The sequence below is a fragment of the Catenulispora pinistramenti genome (assembly GCF_018274385.1).
In the GTDB taxonomy this organism is placed as follows: Bacteria; Actinomycetota; Actinomycetes; order Streptomycetales; family Catenulisporaceae; genus Catenulispora; species Catenulispora pinistramenti.
Genome location: NZ_JAAFYZ010000034.1, coordinates 19390 through 37081, shown reverse-complemented (window position 1 = coordinate 37081; position 17692 = coordinate 19390). Strand labels below are relative to the sequence as shown.

The window sequence follows — 17692 nt, the reverse complement described above, 5'->3', positions numbered from 1 at the left end:
GTACTGATTGTAGTGCGGGGCCTGTGTCCGTCGTCGCATCCTGCGGTGCGGCGGCGGTCCGCTGCTTGCGTGACTTCGTGCTCTGATATTCGTTGGCCAGGTCATGGCGATAGTCGAGGGCCTTGAGCAGGCCGAATCGTGGTCGGAGCAGCTGGATGCGTTGCTGGTGCGGGTCGGGGACCGGTTCTTCCGGCGGGAGACCCGCTACCGGATGCGGGACTACGTGAAAGGCCTGCTGGGGCCGGTCGGGAGGAAGAACGGCTGGCAGCTGGCTGAGTACGCCGGGCACGGCACGCCGGACGGACTGCGGCGGCTGCTGGCCGCGGCCCGGTGGGATGCTGATGAGGTCCGGGACGATGTGCGGGACTTCGTGGCCGAACGCCTCGGCGAACCGGACGGCGTCCTAATCGTGGACGACACCGGCTTCATCAAGAAGGGCCGCACGTCAGCGGGGGTTTCTCTGCAATATACCGGCACCTCGGGGAAGATCGACAACTGTCAGATCGGGGTGTTCGCCGCCTACGCGTCGCGCCGTGGTCGGGCGCTGGTCGATCGCGAGCTCTACCTGCCGAAGTCCTGGACCGATCACCCGGATCGGTGTCGGGCCGCGCGGATCCCCGAGCAGCGCGTCTTCGCGACCAAGCCGGACATCGCCAGGACGATGGTGACCCGGGTGCTGGCGGCCGGGATGCCGGTGGGCTGGGTCTCCGCCGACGAGGCCTACGGTGCCGACTTCAAGTTCCGGCGGATGTGCGAGATCCACGGCGTCGGCTACGTGGTCGCGGTCCCGAAATCCCAGCAGGTCCGGGCAGACGGCGGGATCTGGCGGATCGACGCGGTGTTCGCCGACGCCCCGGAACCGGCCTGGGAGCGGATGTCCTGCGGCGACGGAGCGAAGGGGCCCCGCGTCTACGACTGGGCGGCCGCCCGGCTGCCGGCGGTCCCGGACTTCGACGGCGAGGAGCCCACGCATCACCGCTGGATCCTGGCCCGCCGCAGCCTGGACCCGGACAAGGAGATCGCCTACTACCTGGCCTGCGCACCAGCCAGCACCCCGGTCGCCGAGCTGGTCCGGGTCGCCGGGGCGCGCTGGGCGGTCGAGGAATGCTTCCAGTCCGCGAAAAACAACTGCGGCATGGACGAGTACGAGGTCAGACGCTATCCAGGCTGGTATCGGCACGTCACCTTGGCGATGCTCGCCCACGCGTTCCTGGCGGCCCAGGCCGCCGACGCGGCCGAAAAGGGGGCTTCGCTGATATTCAGCCCCATGTCATCGCCTTGTCTGTGGCAGAGATCCGGCGGCTCATGGCTGCTCTCACCCCTCCGCTGATCCACGAACCCGTGCGGCACGTCCTGGCCTGGTCGACCTGGCGACGACGACGGCAAGCGGTGTCCCGGGCCTGCCACTACCGCCGCCGCACCGCAGGATGCGACGACGGACACAGGCCCCGCACTACAATCAGTACGGGGCCTGCCACCAGCGGAAACACCGAACCGCTGCTGGAGTACTAGGTGGGATCTATCGAACTGACGTCAACACGCACGTCCTTCAGTATCCTCAGCAGTTGCCAGCAGTGGCGCGGGCGCCGGATCGTGACCGTGTTGCGTCGGCAGATGTGCCTGCCCCGCCTGCTGCGGCCGCCGGGTGAGCAGATACGCCGCGGCCAGGGCGACATTGGCCGTCATGAGGGCCAGCAGAATGCGGTAGTCCACCACCGCGAGCAGCATGGCCCCCACCCCGATCGCCGTGATCTGCGGGATCCCGTTAAGCATCTCGCAGGCCGAGTAGACACGGCCCTGCAGGTGGTTAGGGGTCGATCGCTGCAATAGGCTGAACACCCCGATGGTGATGCACGGCAAGCTCACCCCGAACGCCAGCTCGCCGACAAGAACCGACGGAAGCCAGGGGGCGGCTTGCAGGGGAAGCCCGAGGCACAAGATCAGCATGCCGCCGGCGGTCAGTTCCGTCTCGCCCAACCGACGGATGACCGTCGGCGCCACCAAACTGCCGAGTATTCCCCCGGCTCCCATGGCGACAGTGAGAACGCCGACAAAGTCAGGGGGCCGATGAAGCCCGTCGTCGACGACCGCGTACAGCACGCCTTCACTCAGGCCCAAGGTTATCGACGAGAGCCCGTACGAGAGAACGATCTGCCGCAACGCAGCGGTTCTGGCTATGTGCCTGGCCCCAGCGGCAGCCTCCGTGCGCCACCGCCGGTCGCTCTTTACCCCCGGGCTCTCGTGCACTCTCATGACGACGAGAGTTCCTCCCGCAGCCACGAACGTAGCCCCGTCAAGGATGACGACAGCGCTGGAGCCGAAAGCCGCGAACAGGCTCGCCCCGGTCAGCGGCGCTATGAGGCGCAGCCCCTCCCTGGTTCCGCGCAGAACGCTGTTGCCCGTGGGCAGTAGGTCGTCGGGCAGGATAGTCGCGAGCAGCGCCGAGCCCCCTGAGCTCAGCACTGTCGAGGCCGCGCCAAGAACGCCCATAACCAAGAAGATCAACCATAGCCGGTGGCCGTCCACGAGAAGCAGCGACAGAACCGTCGCGGCGCACAAACAGTTGGCGACAATCAGTACGGTCCTGCGCCGGAAGCGGTCGACGAGGACTCCGGCGAGCGGGCCGAGCAACTGCGGTGCGGCCATAGTGAGGATGAGGAGACCGGTCATCGAGGTACTGCCGGTGAGGCTCTTGACCCACACCGCTGCCGCGATCCACAAGGCGTTGTCGCCGAACATGGAGAGTGCCTGCCCGGATAGGTACAGCCTCGCGCTGCGGATCCTTAGAAGCTCACGCATCTTCGGCCCCCGACGTGTCAGGATGGCGCTCGATGGGGTAGCCGACGACGACTACTTCCACCGGCAGCACATTCGGCGCCCGCCGGTCCGGATCGGTCAATGCCGCGCGGTAGCGCATCACGACGGCCAGCAACTCGTTGTTGAGTGCTTTGAGTTCGTCAGGTGTCGCGAACAGGACCGCCGTGGTGGTGTCGGCCGCCTTCTGCCAGGTGGGTGGGAATTTGTCCCTGGTCTCCATCCAGGTTCGCAGCCGTACCAGTGACTGGCCCATGACCAGTCCCGCCAATCGCTTGGCAGCCTCGGCCGTCCTGGGATCGTCGGCAGCTTGGGAATAGGAGATGCCCAAGTGCGTGAGACGCCAGGGCCGGCGACGGCCAGGCCCGTGCCCGGCCTCCTCAACGAACCCATATTTCGCCAGCTGACGTAGGTGAAAGGAGCATGTCGTCGCTGACGCGCCGATGGTTTCACCGGCTTCCGTAGCTGTCAGTGGGCCCTTCGTCGTCAGGGCCTCGAGCACTGCGATACGCACGGGATGGGTTAGAGCACGGAGAGCTACGGGGTCGTCGACTTCAAGCAACCCCTGCGGCGAAAGCACAGGCGCCGGTTCTGTCAACGCGTCATTCTGTGAGGTATCGTCGAGAGACACCTCTCAATAGTCTTCTCTCGACAGACGCTTGGCAACAGCATCGCGCAAATTGCAGTGAAGTACCGCGCCGGAGGCTGTCCTACGCCAATACTCGGCGATCAGGGGTGACCTGGGACGGGGCGTCTGGGAGGATCATGCTTCGTGGCTGTCCGTCTGCTGTATCGGATCTTCGTGGCCGTGCTCGGTTGGCTGGTGTTGTTGGCCCGGGTCCTCGGCATCGAAGGATGCGGAGTTACTTATTCTCCGGCAGGAGGTCGCGGTGCTGCGCCGGACCAACCCGAAGCCGCGTATCGACTGGCACGACCGGGCGCTGCTATCTGCGCTGGCCAGGGTCCTACCGAAGGCGCTTCGGGCACACCGGATGGTGACCCCCGGCACGTTACTACGGTGGCATCGTCGGCTGATCGCGAACAAGTGGCGCCAGCCCAAGCCGCCTGGCCGTCCCCCGACCCTGGACGACATGGTGGCCCTGATCGTCCGGCTCTCGACTGAGAACCCGAGCTGGGGTACGGTGCGGATCCAAGGCGAGCTTCGCCGGCTCGGTCACCGCATCGGCGCCTCCACAATCCGTCGAATCCTGCCCTCGCGCAGGATCCCGCCGCCGGACCGGCGTGACGACACCTGGCGAACGTTCCTGCGCGCCCAAGCAGAGACGATCCTGGCCATCGACTTCCTGCACGTCGACACAGTGTTGTTGAAACGGCTGTATGCGGCGGTCGTCATCGAGATCGGCAGCCGCCGGGCCTATCTGTTGGGTGTCACCGACCACCCGACCGGCGCCTGGGCCACTCAGGTCGCCCGGGAACTCGCCGCCGATCTGGAACAGGCCGGCCACCGCTTCACCAGGCTGATCCGGGACCGGGATGCGAAATTCACCGAGTCCTTCGACGCCGTGTTCACCGCCATCGGCATCGAGATCTTGCCGACCGCGCCGCAGACGCCGAGAATGAACGCCTACGTCGAGCGGCTGATCGGCTCGATCCGCCGCGAATGCTGCGACCGGCTCCTCATCGTCGGGCAGCACCATCTGCGTCGGGTCCTGGGCGAGTACATCGAGCACTACAACGCCGGCCGGTCCCACCAAGGCCACGGCATGGCGCTGCGCGCCCCGGACGATCGATCCAACGTGATCCCGAGGCCAGTGCCTATCAACGAGATCCGTCGTCGAAAACGACTCGGAGGCTTGATCAACGAGTATCGAATAGCAGCTTAAAACCCCAGGTCAGACCCTATGGCCGGGTTTTGGAGTAGGACAGGAAGGCGTGGCTGCGGACGACCTGATCGCGGCCACGAGCAGCCTGGTGCGCTAGACGCGGCTCGGTCTGGCCCGCTGTCGGTCGGCTCTGGCAGCATCGCCTGAGCCGGATGCGGCGTTTGGCCACGTCGAGGGGGGGCAAGTGTGGAGATGTACGTAGCTGCGGCTTCGGATGCCGCAGGAGCGCATGGGGACTGGGGCAACGAGGTCGCCGGCATTCTGATCGTGTATATCGCCGCCGCAGCAATGGTGACACAGTGCTTCGCGAGGCTACGCATCCGCAAGGCTTCATGGCCCCGGTACCTGCGTCCTCTACAGCGCTGGGTCTATCGGAACGCGAATCGGACCGCGCGGGCCACGCGGGATCGCCTCATCGAGATGAAGGTTCCTAAGCCCTACCTGCCAGCGACCAAGAACGTGACGAAGGCGTTGACGCGGCGCGACCTGGCCCGCGTCGGCGCTGGAGCGGTGTGGCTCCCGCCATTTCTCGGTGCGGTGGCGGTCCGGTTGCTGGCCCACGCTGGGTGGGCGGATGTCGTGATGTTCGGGTCCATCTGGCTGTTCGTCGTCGACATGATCGGCATTGATCGGTCCAGGCGTCGCGATCAGGTGGCCGAGCTCGCAGTGCGCTGTGTGGAACTCATGATGCCAGGGGGCGAGCACGACAACGTTGAGGACGAACCGGACGAGACCATAGCCCACAAACTGACCCAGGTGTCGACCAACCTGTGCCGGGCCATCGAAAAGCTCGCTACCGCCAGGATTCCCAAAGATGCGCGACTCCAGCAGCGGGATGCTACAGGTCACGCCAAACAGCTCATCGCGAACATCAATGCTCTTGTAAACAGGAGGGCGTTCGGAGAACTCGCCGCAGACGAGCTGTCGCTCGCCTCGTTGCTCGCTTCACTGATCCAGCGCCAGACCGCATCCCCAAGGCAGATAAGCTCCCTCCACCTGGTTGACCCCGAGCTTCTGGAAGACGTCGACCTGGCTCCGCAAGCAGTGCGCGACAGGCGCAGCCTGCGTTGGGTGTGGGGGGCGCACATCAGCCTGGCCGTACTGCTTACAGCAGTTCACGAGGCGGTTCGGTCGTTCGGAGCGGACATCGAAGCGCGGGTCTTCCTGACAAGCCTGGCGTCTGCTCTCGGGATCTACACCATTAAGCAGCTGGGCATTCCTACAGTCCTGGACATCAAGGTCCCATGGAACCTCGCGAGTACGGAGCCGCGAACACCGGACGCCATTGATGGCAGCGAAGGCCTGCGAGATGCCTCGCCGCGTTAGGGTTGGAGCATGGGAGAACGCCGGTACTCGGGTCTGCTGCTGGACTTCTTCGGGGTCTGCACCTCAAACATGGTCGAGGCGATCGACCTGTTCGAACTCAGGGAGCGGATGCGTCCTGGATGGTTCCTGCGTGCGTGGGCGAGCGCGGAGGGCGCCGACCTGTACCGGCGGCTCGAACTCGGCGAGATCGAGCAGGCCGACTGGAATGCGGGCTTCGCGAAGCTGCTCAAGGTCAATGCGGACGGCCTGATGGAAAGGGTGCTGCTGGATCTTCTCCCGGCGCAGCAGGTCCTCGGGGTCGTGCGCGACGCGAGAAGGGCTGGAATTCGCACGGCAGTCATCTCCAACAGCCTTGGACGCGAGCCCTTTGATCCGTATAGTCCATACGACCTGTGGAACCTCTTTGACGCAGTCGTTCTGTCCACGGATTTGGGCCAGCGAAAGCCGAATCCAGCAATCTTCGAACACACGGTGAGCCTGCTAGGAGTCCCTGCGTCTGAATGTGTCTTCGCCGACGACACGGAAGAGAATCTGCCGCCGGCCGAAGCGCTGGGAATGACCGTCATTCACGCACTTGACGAGCATATTGCGGCACCCAAGATGCGCGGACTTCTCGGACTCGACTCCTAGCCCTGGTCCGCCTCCGCCATGAACTCTTTCACTACACGTGCGTCAGAGTGGCGGGCTAACCGATTCTCGGTCGTCCGCCGCTGGGCGGCTCAGACCGCACGCAGGAGCTCGTGGACCCGGCTGTTGTAGTCGGCGACGAGCCGGTGGTTCCCGGCTGCTCCCATGCGAGTGCGCAGATCCTTGATCGAGTCGAGGGTCCGGCTGGACTTCACCTTGCCCGCGAGTTCAATGGTTCGCACGCCGGCCGAGTGCGCGGCTTCGAGGTTGCGGTCCTGAAGGTGCGCAGACGCGAGCACCGCCTGCGACATGGCGCCGCGACGAGCGCGCTTCTGGGCGCTGGCTGCCCTGATGGATTCACGGGCATAGAAGGCTGCGTCGGTAGGTCGGGCGACATCGCGCATCGCGGTGGCGTATTCGCCGTTGAGGTATGCCGAGTCGATGAAGCGGGCCCACTCCGGCTCGACGGCGTAGTCGACATCGGCGAAGGCTTCCCGAGAGCGTCCGATGGCAGCGACGGCGGCCGGCGCGTCACCCATGGCGGCGTGGCCGCGAGCTTCCAGGGCATACAGGTCGGCCAGGCATGCAGGCGATTCGGCACCTCGCAGCCCGAGCCGACCGGTCTGGGCGAGGCGGACGCCTTCTGCGGGATTGCCCATCAGCGTTGCCTGGTCGGCCATCCCGGCGAGGATGTGCGCGCCGAGCGGTGCGTCGGTCGATTCTTGGGCCAGTCGCAGAGCCTGGATGAGATAGCGCTGCGCGAGAGCGTGTTCTCCGTTGTCGTACGCCATCCAGCCCAGCAGGTAGCTCTGTTCGGCGCTCGCGCGAAGCAGGGAATCGTTGACGGCCGCGGACTTGGGCGCACGCAGCAGCGGGTAGACGTGCTCGTTCATGTACGCGGCCAGCGCGAGCCGGGCGGAGCCTCCGCCCTGCATCACGTCCATCTCCTGGAACACGGCGAACATGTTCCTGACCGAGATCACTTCACCCTGACCGACTCGCCGCCGCGGGTCCGCCGTCAGCGTGGACAGCAGCCACTCTCGGGAGGGGACGACGGAGGCTGCGGCGGCGAAGACCGCGGACTTCCATATGCTGCGTCGATCCATGTCGGCTCTCCCGAGGTCGGTGATGGCATCCACGGTAGCCGCAAACGAGGGGTCGTACACCAGTGCGCGATCTCGCGTGGGGGCATCGCCGTAACCGAGCTCGGCCGGCGTGACCCGGACTCCGACACGGTCGCTGATCACCGTGGCGAGGATTTCCGGTACCGGCGGACGTGGCTGGCTGCCGGCGATCCAGCGCCGCACATTGTTGGCATCGCACGCGATTTGGCGATGTCCGCCTGCGTGAGCGCGGGCGCACACCTGACGGGCCAGCTCCGCACGGCTCCAGCCGGTGCGCCCGATCCAGGCGATGAGCGCTTCGTTCTCGGCCATGGCACCACTTCCCGTGATCACGTTGCGGGGCGTTTTCACTACCGTTTGCTACCCCCCATCACCATAGCGGCTCGGGCGAGCACTGGTTGTCTATCGATGACGGCAAATCAGGGCCATTCCGTGCCCGGCCGTCGTCACCGAGCTCGGGGACGAGGAGGTTGTGATGCAGGTTGTTGAGGTGGAGGCGGTCGCCCCAGTCTCAGTGTGCTTCGGCCGCCGGTACTCGGCATCCGAGGACTCCTGCCCGAACGCCCGAGCAGACGTCACCGAGGTGCTGCCGCAGCTCGGCATGAGCGACGATGGGGCGTTCGCTGCCTCGGTATATGTCAGTGAGCTGTTCACTAATGCGATCCTGCACCACGCGGTAGGCGGTTCGGAGCAGGTGCATGTGGCGATCCACGAGTGCGTCGAAGACAGTCGGCGGTGGTTGGGGATCGCGGTCACCGACGCCGGCAGTGGTGCCGTGCGCCCGGCGAACCAGATCGCGCCGTCCCGCGAAGGCTTCGGCCGAGGGCTCGAACTCGTGAGGGGCCTGGGTGCGCGGCTCACTGATGTGCGCGTACCGGGCGGCTACACGGTGACAGCCTGGACTCCCGTCTCCGATGAGCTGCGCCGTCGGGTTTGCCAGTGCGATTGCTCCAGCGTGCACGGAGCCCAGCCGTCGGCGTGCTCCTGGCTGATCGAGGAGCGCGACGGGTGGGAGCAGGCACTGCGAGATGACGACCCTGCTGCGCACCTGTGCTCAGAATGCTGGCGGCTGCTCCTGGCCGCCGTCGCGGCTGCGCAGGGGGCCGAGGTGCCTGCTGAAGCGTCACCCGCCCCGACCTCCGGCGCTGCGGTCCCGATGGCGGAGGGCCGGTGAGCGCGGCCGTGGCGTCCATGACGAACGTGGGTCCGCAGCCCGCTGCGCCGGCTTGGTTGTGGGGTCCTGCCGGGCGCGATGTGCAGCTTGCTCGGGCTATCAGCGATCTGACGACTGGTGGATACCTGGGAAGCACGCGGGAGCTGCTGGCCTCGGTGCGAACCTCTTTCGACCGCGACCGGCGGGCGTACTGCACGAGCGTCTTGGCCGCGGTGATCGTGCGGCGGCATCTGCACATCGACGAACAGTGGCTTTCGGATGAACCCAAGAACTCTGACGCGCTGCTACTTCATGCCCGGGTGTTGGCGGTACGGGCAATCCACGCCGCTCGTGCGAACAAGCCGAGCGCGTCGAAGCTGGCGGCACGGGCTGTGGAGGCGTGTCGCAATGCGGTGTGGGCTGCCGATCCCGATCCGACGCCTTGGGTCACGCTGCTGAGCCTCGGCGAGACGGGCGTTCCGTTGCCCGCACTGCGTCTGACGACGGACGCACCCGATGGGTTGCCCGTTTCCGGCCCCTGGCCGCTCTTCGCGGAGATCTTTCGCCGAGACCCGCACAACCGGGAGGCGATGCACCGCCTGATTCCCCGATGCTCCGGGCCGTACACCGCCGCGCTGTGGACCCCGGACTCGACCCCTATCCCGTCCACGGACGAGATGGACGCCACGGCCCGCGAGCAGATGGCGGTGTGGGCTTCCGACAGCGCCCCCGCAGGATCTCCGCTCAAGCTGCTGCGATTGATGCACGCGCCGGCCCGCGATCCGTTCCCGAACGCGGCTGAGGAAATGCGGCTACGCAACCACCTGCACACGCACGGAAAGAACAGCCGCGAGCAATATCTGCGGGAGCGCCTGCCTGCGATGGAGGAGCGCTGGCGCCTGGCGTTGCGGGCTGACGCTGTCAAGTTGGCCAATACGTGGTTCCAGAACGGCTCCCAGCCGCCGTACATGCCGCTGTCTGATCTGTCGTTCCTTGCCTACTACCTGCATCAGGTGCGCGAGTACTCGACTGCCCGGCTCGTGCTGACCTGGATGATCCCTCACGCCACCACCGATCCGTGGAAACACGACGGAGATCCCGGTGCCGTGCTGACGAAAACCTGCCTGGACTGTCACGTCCCGCCCAGTTCACTACCGCGCTGACCGCCCCTCGACTCCGAGCCCTCGCGGCTCGGCCCCATGCACTACCCGACCTGCTTCCACCCACGTATTCATGAAGGGCATGACCCCATGTCGGACACCGCCGCGCAGTCGCGGACCGCGCAGAGCCCCAGGCTCACGGAGAGACAAGACGATCTCTACCTGGCCCGGCGCACGAAGACGAAGCGGGAGACCCGCCGCCGCCTGAACCTGGACTCCGCCACGGCGCTGAGCGTGTCGATCATCTCGTTCCTCACCGGGACTCTGGGCCTGTACGGACAGGGCGCCGCAGCCGGCGGACCCGCAGTCATGATCTGGACCTGGGTCGCCTTGTTCATACCGATCTGGTGCGTGGCCCGAGCGATGGGCGAGATCTGTAGCGCCTTCCCAACCCTGGGCGGCCCGTTCTTCTGGACCGCCGCGCTGGCCAAGAAGCACGGGCGCCCGGCCAGCTGGTTGGTCGCGTGGCTCAACCTGACCGGCGACTTCGCCGGCACGGCCTTCGCCGCGTTCAGCGCCGCGCTCTTCCTCGGCCGCCTGCTCGCGGTGGAAACAGGGTTCTCCGACACTCTCGTACAGGACCTGGCCATCTCCCTGGCCATCATGGCGGTCGCCGGGATCTTGAACTCCTTCGCCGTCGACTTCGTCGCGCGGATCAACCGCACCTCGATGTGGGTGCACATGGGCGGGGCCGTGGTCATCTCCTTCTGCCTGATCGCCTTCGCCCACACCCACCAGTCCGCGAAGTTCGTCTTCTTCCACTACGCCAACAACACCGACTGGCACAGCCCGATCTACGTCGTCGCGCTCGGCGCGGTCGTGCCCCTCCTGACCTTCACCGGGTTCGATGCCAACGGACACAAGGCAGACGAGACGCTGGGCGCCAGCCGGGTAGCGCCCAAGGCGATGACCCGCGCGGTCGAGTGGTCCTTCGTCGGCGGCCTGATGCTGCTGATCTCCCTGTCGTTCGGCGTGCAGAACCTCAACGCGGAACTGGGCACCGCCTTCCCAGCGGTCCCAGCGCAGATCATCCTGGACGCGCTCAACGGGCCCCTGGCGGTCTTCCTGCTCGTGTGGATTCTGATCGGCCAGATGATGTGCACGATCTCGTGCGTGGACGCGGGATCGCGGATGGTGGTCGGCGCGGCCCGCGAGAACGCCCTGATCTTCAACGGCTACCTGCACCACTTCACCACCAACACCCGGGTCCCGCTGCGGGCGGTGTGGGCGATGACCTTGGGATCAGCGGCGTTCTGCGTCCCCGGCGCCTTCGGGCTGCCCTGGTTCTACGGCATCACCGCCTACGCCGCCATTGCCCTATTCCTCGTGTACGTGATCCCGACCTTCCTGCGCCTGATCCATCCCAGCAGGTTCACCCCCGGTGACCTCCAGCTCAAGCACCCCAAGCTCGTCGGCTGGACCGCCGTTGGCTCGATCGTGCTCGCCTCGATCGCCGCCGGCCTGCCAGTGGCCCGCGACTACATGCACTGGACCACGATGAACTGGGCGCTGCCGGGCGTCCTCGCCCTGGTCGTGCTGGTCCTGCTCGGGTACATGCTCTTCGGCCGCGGCACCTACGAAGGTCCCCAGCAGCACATCACCGCCGAGGAGCTGGCCGCGCTCGAAGCCGACCTGTAGCAGCCGGGCAGCAACCGGACGGATGTCGCAGTACCCTCCTACATCCGCACGAGCACGGTGAGATCTGGCGCTCCGGCGCTCTGAGCCAGTCCGGGTCGTTCGGCGCGGCTCCCCCCGGCACCGCGCCGACCCGGACTCCGGGCGCGCCCTTGGGACCTCCCTCGCGGCGCGCACGCGCCGCCCCGCCCCTGCCTCCGACCCCGGCGGGGCGGCGCGCCCCCTAGCACCACAACCGACACCACGACCGCCGTACGTCACCAAGGAGGAGACGGCTAATGCACCGGTCAGGCAGATTGAGGTACAAGCGTCGGCGCCTGCGCGCCTGCGACGGCGCCTTCGCTCCTCTCCACCGTGGCTTCGAGCCGCGTTCTCTTGAAGAACGGCTGGCGAGCGCTCGCGAGTGGCGCGCTCGGGAATCGGAGGAGCAAGGCGACCTGCCGACTCCGGAGGTCACCGCCGCGCGGGCCGAGGTGCTGAGCCTCCTGATCCCAGAGCGGGAGCTGTTCCTGCGCATCTTCTCCGGAGACTCCCCGATGTCCCGGCGCAGGGCCGTCTTGGCGTGGCGACGCCTGACTCGCGAGAAGCACGATCAGCAGGCACGGGAGCAGTCGGCTGGTGCCGGCCAGGCTGCGGCCAGCGACGTGAACGCGACGATCACTGCCACGAGCTGACGCTGAGCTGCACGAATGAAAACGCCCAGCAATTCTGAAACGGAGGGGATTGTCGTGGACGCGCCGAAGCAAGTCTCCGGCAACGTGGACGACAGCATGAGTCCGACGCTGGAGTTCGTCCTATCCGTTGCCGGGCGACGGGTGAAACTGACTGGAACGCCCCTCAAGGCGGTGCAGGGCGCGTGCACGTGGATGTGCCCTCCCGCTCAGTCGATGCCAGTGGAGGGAACAGCCGACTGGGCCGTCTTCGTGGAGCCGATGGCTGTCGAAGCCGCCCCGGTGATGCCAGCGACCTGGTCCGTCCTGCTCGGAGACTACGGCTGGCCTCGGTTGGAGAGGACGGTGAGCGCGGCGGGTTCCACAGTCGCGGTCGGCCAGTACCGGCCGCAGGACGCGCTTGCAACGATCACGGTAGACCGGGACACGCGCTCGACTCGCGTGCTGGTTCCAGCGGGTGCCACTCACGCCGCGCGGTGGGTGGACTGGCTGGTCCGGGCATATTTCGGCGGGGCGTTGCTGACGGATGGCTGGCTTCTGCTGCATGCAGCGGCGGTCTCGTTCGGCGGGCGCGTGGTACTGCTCGGTGGCGCGCCCGGCGCGGGCAAGTCGAGCCTGGCGCATGTGCTGTGCCGGGAACTGGGCGCGAGTTTCCTCGGCGATGACCTGGTGTTCGTCGCCCCGGGTGCCGACCGAAGCATCGAGGCGATCGGCTGGCCGACCAGGGTGAGCGTGCCACTGGAACTGGCGGGAGCGCCCGACGACAGCGATCTCGACCGTCGGCACGTCTCGCCGACCTGGCACCGGGAGCGGTGGCTGGCGAGCCCTGCCGAGTACTGCGCGGCCTACGGCATCTCCCGTGAAGGGTCTGGACGGGTCGCAGCTGTGGTGCTGCTGGAACGTGACGGCGAAGGCGCGGATCTCGGGCTGTTGACAGCCGATGACGGGCATCTGGCGTTCATGACGGATCTGCTCGGACTGGTCGGGCCGGCGGCAGCCGAGCGGCACGCACCTGATTCCCGCACAGTGGCAGCGTTCCTGGGGCACCTGCCTGTGCTTCGGTTCGCGATCGAGCATGTGACGACTGGCACGGCGGAGCTGATCTGGCCACAACTTCGCAGCCTGCTCGACGCGGAGCGGATCTCGTGATCACGGACTTCGCGCCTGGCGACCGGACGGGCGACGCGCTGCGGGTGCACCGCGCCCAAGAACACTGCCGCGGCGTCGCGGCGGGCGTCCTGAGCGTCCACGCGGTGGCGATGGCGCGCGGCACAGAGGGCGTGCTGCTGTTCGGCGGCTACGGAGCGGGCAAAAGCGTGACCGGCCTGGCGCTGGCAGCCCGTGGCTGGCGCGCTGTTGCTGGCGACGTCGCACTGATGCTGGCCGGTCGCAACACGTTGGTCGGCGGGTCACGCCGGTTCCTGCTGCGACCCAGCTCCCCAGCGGCACATGGACTCGCTCAAGCGTCGGCCAACGCTGTGCCCCGCCCGGCAACCCGGATCGACGCGACCGCCCGCGTGCCGTGGGTCGCAGTGGGCACCGAGGCGATCCGCGCCCGCCTTGCCATGAACGTCACCGTGGACTCCGGGGCCGGACCGTCGGCACACGTGGCGGACCTCGACGAACACACCTCGCTGTCGGTGTGGTGGCGCGCCAGCGGCTATCTGCTCGACCGCGTACTCACGGACCCGTCCGCCGCGCCGCTGCGCAGCATGGAATGCCCGGAACTGGCCGCAGAGCGAATGAGACTGGTGCGGTCGGCAGCACGATTGCAGCCGGTCCGCGAGGCATACGGCACCGCAGACGCCATCGCCGAAGCGATCGATCTGGAACTTACGGAGGAATAGGCATGACCAGCATCTCTTTTCCGGTCGGCTGCATCGCGGTCGACTTCGGAGGGACGCTCGCGGGCCGCGGCGATGAAAAGGCCGACGGCACCGCGTTCGTCGCCGCTCTGGCGCAGTGCTCGGGATGGAGCGTCCCCGACGCCTTCGCCGCAGCTCTCGACCAGGCGATGAAGGCCGCACGGGCGCGCGACCGCGCGAACCTGCACCAGACGCCCTTCGTGGAGATCATGCACGACGCCGCCGACCGTGCCGAGTGCATCCTGCCGGGCGAAAAGCTGTGGTCCGAGCGCGTGTTCGAGCACCTTCCCGACGCGCGGATCGACGAGGCCGCCGCGAAGGCCGTGCGCGATCTCGCAGAGCGCGGCGTGCGGCTGGTGTTGGCCAGCAACACCCGCTGGTCGTTGTCAGCGCGCGCCCGGACCCTGCGGGAGGCCGGGATCGGCGACGCCTTCCACGCCCTGGTCCTGTCCACCGACATCGGCGTGCTCAAGCCGCATCCCGACTTCTACCGCGCCGTCCTGGACGCGGCCGGTTGCCCGGCCGCCGAGGTGTTGTTCGTCGGGGACACAGCGGACAAGGACATCGGCCCGCCGCGCAGCTTCGGCATGCAGGCATTGCTGGTCGCCCCGGTCTGGGAGCACGACCCCCAGGGCGAAGAGTCCGGGCTGCCGTACTTCGCCGATCTGCCTGCTCTCTGGGAAGCAGCGAGGCGATGACGGCCACGCACATCGCGCAGGAGAGCGGCGGGGAACGGGTCGTGTTCGCCGATGGCGAACCGTGCCTTCGTCCGCCAAGCCGGCCACCGGCCGGCGCGCTGGCAGCGTGCGCCAGTGTGATAAGCCCCGGGACGGAGCTGCGCCGTCTGCGCAATAGTGTTCACGGCGAACCCCAGCCCGCCGGCTACATGAACATCACCTCCGGGCCCGTCACCGGGGAGCTGCTGCTCGTCCCGGCGCCGCACGGCGCCTGGGTCCAGCCCAACCACCCCCGAGCGCTGACCGTTCCTGCCGGCACGTCGCTCGCCCTCCTCGCCGCCGCACGCTTCCAGCTGATCGCAGCCCTGGGCTTGAGCCACGACACCTTCACAACGCCGTCGACCGCCCTCGTCGCGGGATCGGGACCGGTCGCCCTCGGCTGCTGCCTGGAGCTGCTGCGGCGCGGAACGGAAAACCTGACCCTCCTGACCGACCGCAGCGACGTCCCCTTCGCACGCGACCTCGGTGCACAGCCCACTCGGTCCGTGCCCGCAGGTTCCGCGCGCGTCGTGATCGATGTGACGGGCAGAATAGAGCCGGGGCTTGCCGCAGTGGCGCCCGGCGGCACCTTCGGTCTGCTCGGGACACCCGATCCAGACTCCGTCGTGTCCACGCTGCACGTGCACCGCCAGAGCGTCGCGATCATCGGCATGCACGAGCTGTCGGGCTACGACCACGACACGTATCAACGCCAGTACTCTGCCGTTCTCGCGTGGCTGACGTCCGCGTTCGGCGGCGACTTGCCCGACCGCTGGTGTGACCGCCTATGCGAAGACCAGCTCGTTGACTATTACCGGCATCTGGCCGAAGGCGGGCCCGGACGCGGTACTCGTCCTATCACCATCGTGGAGTGGGCCCGATGACCGACGCAGAATCGCCCGTCGGGCTCTACAGCATCGGCATCAAGGGCCTGACCATGCCCGAACTGCTGGCCTGGGCCGCAAGCGTGCAGATCCCCTTCCTGCACTTGCGCGGAGGGGCCCGGGGCCACGGAGTGCTCGAACGCAGCCGGCGCGAGCTGGAACACTGGCGCGAGACCGCACGGGCACTGTGCCCGATCACTGTGGTGACCAGCGATGTGACCCTGGCGGAACTCACCTCGGCCGAGCCCCGCACGCGCTCAGCCGCGCGGGCCGCACTTGACCGTATGGCCGATTCAGCGGCCGTCCTCGGCGTCGGCCGGGTCCGGGTCCTGGCGGACAAGCCGGCCACAGTCATCGGTCACGCCCCCCTCCTGCCCGGGGGAGATATCAGCCTGCTGATCGAACCGCACCACCACTCGTGGTGGACCGCGCCCGGCCTGAACAGCCTGGAAGCCCTGGCATCCAGCGATCCCCGCATCCGCCTGCTGGCCGACACTGCCCAAGCCGCCGCAGGACTCGCGTCGCACTCTCCAGCAGACGCGCGCGGACTCGCGGACAGGGTGATCGCCTTGTCCGACGTGCTGCACCTGAGCGACGACGGTAGTGGCCTGGGAGCGACTGGGCACACCGTCCTGGCGCGGGCGGCCTGCGCCAGCGGCCAACTGGAGATCGGGTTCGAGTGGACGGGCCAGCTGCGTAGCGCTCAGGCGTGCCTCCAGCGGTACACCGCCGCATGCGCGTGGTGGCGCGGCCTCGTTGCGACACCGCGGGCGCAGGGAGAATCATGAAGCGTCCTGCATGGACCGTGATCACGGACTACCCGCGCTGGCCGAGCCCGTACTTCCAGCAGTTCGACGCAGCGCTCTCCCCGTACCTCGACCTGCGGTTCTCACCGGAGCTCCCGACCCCTGACAGCCCGGAGCCGGGAGTGGTCAACCTCCACCGCCTCGCCCGCCTCTACCACGGGCCGGACCGCCGGCCCGACTCCGAGCGAGCACACCGGCTCTTGGCGAGTCTCGACGCACTCCAAGCCGATGGATGGCGTCTGGTGTGGACGGTCCACAACCTCTACCCGATCTACACCGACGGGATGAGCGACATCGACCGGCAGGTGGCCGAACATCTGCTCTCCCGCGCTGACACCGTGATCACACACACCGCGGCGGACGCCGCGTACCTCGCTGCGAGGAGAGCGCGCGGCGCGGTCGTCACGGCGGGCACCGCCGGCCTGGACGCCATCCCAGACCAATTCCCGTCTCCGCAGATCCGCCTTTTGGCCGACTTTCTGGCCTCCGCGCTCACAGGGCTGCTCGCCCTCGGCAACCTCGCCGACTACAAGGGGCTGCCGCAGGTGGCGGGCACCTTCCTCGACCAGACCCGCAGCGCCCACTTGGTGATCGCGGGACGCCCGTCCGATCCGGCCACCGCCCGCGAACTGGGTGAGCTGGCCGCACGCTCGGACGGCAGAATCCTGCTGCACGCTGAACCGGTCCCGCCGGGCACGGCCCGCTACCTGTGCAGTCGCGCCGCCGCGCTGGTCGCCCCCTACCGCACCGACGGGGCGTTCTCGTTCTTCCGCCGCGTGCTGCACCCCTCCAGCGTCGCGATGGCCGTCGGCTTCGGTACTCCGGTTCTCGCGCCCGACCTCCCCAGCATCCGCGAGCTGACCGAAGGGCATCCGCGCACGCTCTACGAGGACGCCGGGGAGCTGGCCGACAGCCTGGCCCAACTCGACCGGAGCCCCAGTCCGCAACCGGCTGCCACCGCCAGGGGCGACCGGTGGCCCGGCATCGCAGCCGCGTACACCACTGTGGCCAGCGGCTTAGCCTCGCGCACCGGAAGATCGCTACCGTGACCGAGCCAACACACTCCG

General features: G+C 67.6%; 17 protein-coding genes. 14 read left to right on the top strand and 3 right to left on the bottom strand.

Features of this window, described 5'->3' with window-relative positions; genetic code table 11:
• Positions 1-103 precede the first annotated feature (103 nt).
• Entirely contained in the window at positions 104-1330 is a 1227-nt protein-coding gene (locus KGQ19_RS12905) for an IS701 family transposase (RefSeq protein ID WP_438801864.1), read from the top strand.
• A 203-nt stretch (positions 1331-1533) separates the two neighbouring features.
• On the opposite strand, the gene KGQ19_RS12900 is transcribed toward KGQ19_RS12905, so the two are convergent.
• Positions 1534-2799, bottom strand: coding sequence for an MFS transporter (locus KGQ19_RS12900; RefSeq protein ID WP_268907808.1), 1266 nt, complete (start codon positions 2797-2799; stop codon positions 1534-1536).
• Complete coding sequence (locus tag KGQ19_RS12895) at positions 2792-3445, bottom strand: winged helix-turn-helix domain-containing protein (protein ID WP_212009345.1); 654 nt, start codon at positions 3443-3445, stop codon at positions 2792-2794. Before KGQ19_RS12895 ends, KGQ19_RS12900 begins: the two co-directional genes overlap by 8 nt.
• 259 nt (positions 3446-3704) lie before the next feature.
• On the opposite strand from KGQ19_RS12895, the gene KGQ19_RS12890 reads away from it, so the two are divergent.
• The 3 genes from KGQ19_RS12890 (at position 3705) to KGQ19_RS12880 (ending at position 6614) form a co-directional block, all read left to right on the top strand.
• Positions 3705-4658 (top strand): integrase core domain-containing protein, encoded by a 954-nt coding sequence (locus KGQ19_RS12890; protein WP_212009344.1) that lies wholly within the window; start codon positions 3705-3707, stop codon positions 4656-4658.
• Positions 4659-4844: 186 nt separating this feature from the next.
• Complete coding sequence (locus KGQ19_RS12885) at positions 4845-5984, top strand: hypothetical protein (protein WP_212009343.1); 1140 nt, start codon at positions 4845-4847, stop codon at positions 5982-5984.
• Between the two features lie 9 nt (positions 5985-5993).
• Positions 5994-6614, top strand: a complete 621-nt coding sequence (locus tag KGQ19_RS12880) for an HAD-IA family hydrolase (protein WP_212009342.1) — start codon at positions 5994-5996, stop codon at positions 6612-6614.
• An 89-nt stretch (positions 6615-6703) separates the two neighbouring features.
• On the opposite strand, the gene KGQ19_RS12875 is transcribed toward KGQ19_RS12880, so the two are convergent.
• The gene (locus tag KGQ19_RS12875; RefSeq protein WP_212009341.1) at positions 6704-8047 is read right to left on the bottom strand and encodes an NsdA family TPR-like regulatory protein; all 1344 of its coding nucleotides are present in this window, start codon (positions 8045-8047) and stop codon (positions 6704-6706) included.
• A 163-nt stretch (positions 8048-8210) separates the two neighbouring features.
• Here KGQ19_RS12875 and KGQ19_RS12870 point away from each other — a divergent pair, with 163 nt between their 5' ends.
• The 10 genes from KGQ19_RS12870 (at position 8211) to KGQ19_RS12825 (ending at position 17674) form a co-directional block, all read left to right on the top strand.
• Entirely contained in the window at positions 8211-8909 is a 699-nt protein-coding gene (locus KGQ19_RS12870; protein WP_212009340.1) for an ATP-binding protein, read from the top strand.
• A complete protein-coding gene (locus tag KGQ19_RS12865; RefSeq protein WP_212009339.1) occupies positions 8906-10051 on the top strand; it encodes a hypothetical protein in 1146 nt (381 codons plus the stop codon). Before KGQ19_RS12870 ends, KGQ19_RS12865 begins: the two co-directional genes overlap by 4 nt.
• A gap of 87 nt (positions 10052-10138) precedes the next feature.
• Positions 10139-11686, top strand: a complete 1548-nt coding sequence (locus KGQ19_RS12860; protein WP_212009338.1) for an amino acid permease — start codon at positions 10139-10141, stop codon at positions 11684-11686.
• A gap of 275 nt (positions 11687-11961) precedes the next feature.
• Complete coding sequence (locus tag KGQ19_RS12855; RefSeq protein WP_212009337.1) at positions 11962-12357, top strand: hypothetical protein; 396 nt, start codon at positions 11962-11964, stop codon at positions 12355-12357.
• 54 nt (positions 12358-12411) lie between these two features.
• On the top strand, positions 12412-13503 hold the full coding sequence (locus tag KGQ19_RS12850; RefSeq protein WP_212009336.1) for a phosphoenolpyruvate carboxykinase (ATP): 1092 nt from the start codon (positions 12412-12414) through the stop codon (positions 13501-13503).
• On the top strand, positions 13500-14201 hold the full coding sequence (locus KGQ19_RS12845) for a phosphoenolpyruvate carboxykinase (ATP) (protein WP_212009335.1): 702 nt from the start codon (positions 13500-13502) through the stop codon (positions 14199-14201). The genes KGQ19_RS12850 and KGQ19_RS12845 overlap by 4 nt, the downstream gene beginning before the upstream one ends.
• Positions 14202-14203: 2 nt before the next feature.
• A complete protein-coding gene (locus KGQ19_RS12840; protein ID WP_212009334.1) occupies positions 14204-14917 on the top strand; it encodes an HAD family hydrolase in 714 nt (237 codons plus the stop codon).
• On the top strand, positions 14914-15819 hold the full coding sequence (locus tag KGQ19_RS12835; RefSeq protein WP_212009333.1) for an MDR/zinc-dependent alcohol dehydrogenase-like family protein: 906 nt from the start codon (positions 14914-14916) through the stop codon (positions 15817-15819). Before KGQ19_RS12840 ends, KGQ19_RS12835 begins: the two co-directional genes overlap by 4 nt.
• On the top strand, positions 15816-16607 hold the full coding sequence (locus tag KGQ19_RS12830) for an apurinic/apyrimidinic endonuclease family protein (RefSeq protein WP_212009332.1): 792 nt from the start codon (positions 15816-15818) through the stop codon (positions 16605-16607). Before KGQ19_RS12835 ends, KGQ19_RS12830 begins: the two co-directional genes overlap by 4 nt.
• On the top strand, positions 16604-17674 hold the full coding sequence (locus tag KGQ19_RS12825) for a glycosyltransferase (RefSeq protein ID WP_212009331.1): 1071 nt from the start codon (positions 16604-16606) through the stop codon (positions 17672-17674). The genes KGQ19_RS12830 and KGQ19_RS12825 overlap by 4 nt, the downstream gene beginning before the upstream one ends.
• The last annotated feature ends 18 nt before the right edge of the window (positions 17675-17692 follow it).

Bases quoted from the DNA above. Each gene is read 5' to 3' on its own strand.
- KGQ19_RS12825 (WP_212009331.1), top strand. From the start codon at position 16,604: ATGAAGCGTCCTGCATGGACCGTGATCACGGACTACCCGCGCTGGCCG.
- KGQ19_RS12905 (WP_438801864.1), top strand. From the start codon at position 104: ATGGCGATAGTCGAGGGCCTTGAGCAGGCCGAATCGTGGTCGGAGCAG.
- KGQ19_RS12860 (WP_212009338.1), top strand. From the start codon at position 10,139: ATGTCGGACACCGCCGCGCAGTCGCGGACCGCGCAGAGCCCCAGGCTC.
- KGQ19_RS12835 (WP_212009333.1), top strand. From the start codon at position 14,914: ATGACGGCCACGCACATCGCGCAGGAGAGCGGCGGGGAACGGGTCGTG.
- KGQ19_RS12900 (WP_268907808.1), bottom strand. From the start codon at position 2,799: ATGCGTGAGCTTCTAAGGATCCGCAGCGCGAGGCTGTACCTATCCGGG.
- KGQ19_RS12840 (WP_212009334.1), top strand. From the start codon at position 14,204: ATGACCAGCATCTCTTTTCCGGTCGGCTGCATCGCGGTCGACTTCGGA.
- KGQ19_RS12830 (WP_212009332.1), top strand. From the start codon at position 15,816: ATGACCGACGCAGAATCGCCCGTCGGGCTCTACAGCATCGGCATCAAG.
- KGQ19_RS12870 (WP_212009340.1), top strand. From the start codon at position 8,211: ATGCAGGTTGTTGAGGTGGAGGCGGTCGCCCCAGTCTCAGTGTGCTTC.
- KGQ19_RS12875 (WP_212009341.1), bottom strand. From the start codon at position 8,047: ATGGCCGAGAACGAAGCGCTCATCGCCTGGATCGGGCGCACCGGCTGG.
- KGQ19_RS12880 (WP_212009342.1), top strand. From the start codon at position 5,994: ATGGGAGAACGCCGGTACTCGGGTCTGCTGCTGGACTTCTTCGGGGTC.
- KGQ19_RS12855 (WP_212009337.1), top strand. From the start codon at position 11,962: ATGCACCGGTCAGGCAGATTGAGGTACAAGCGTCGGCGCCTGCGCGCC.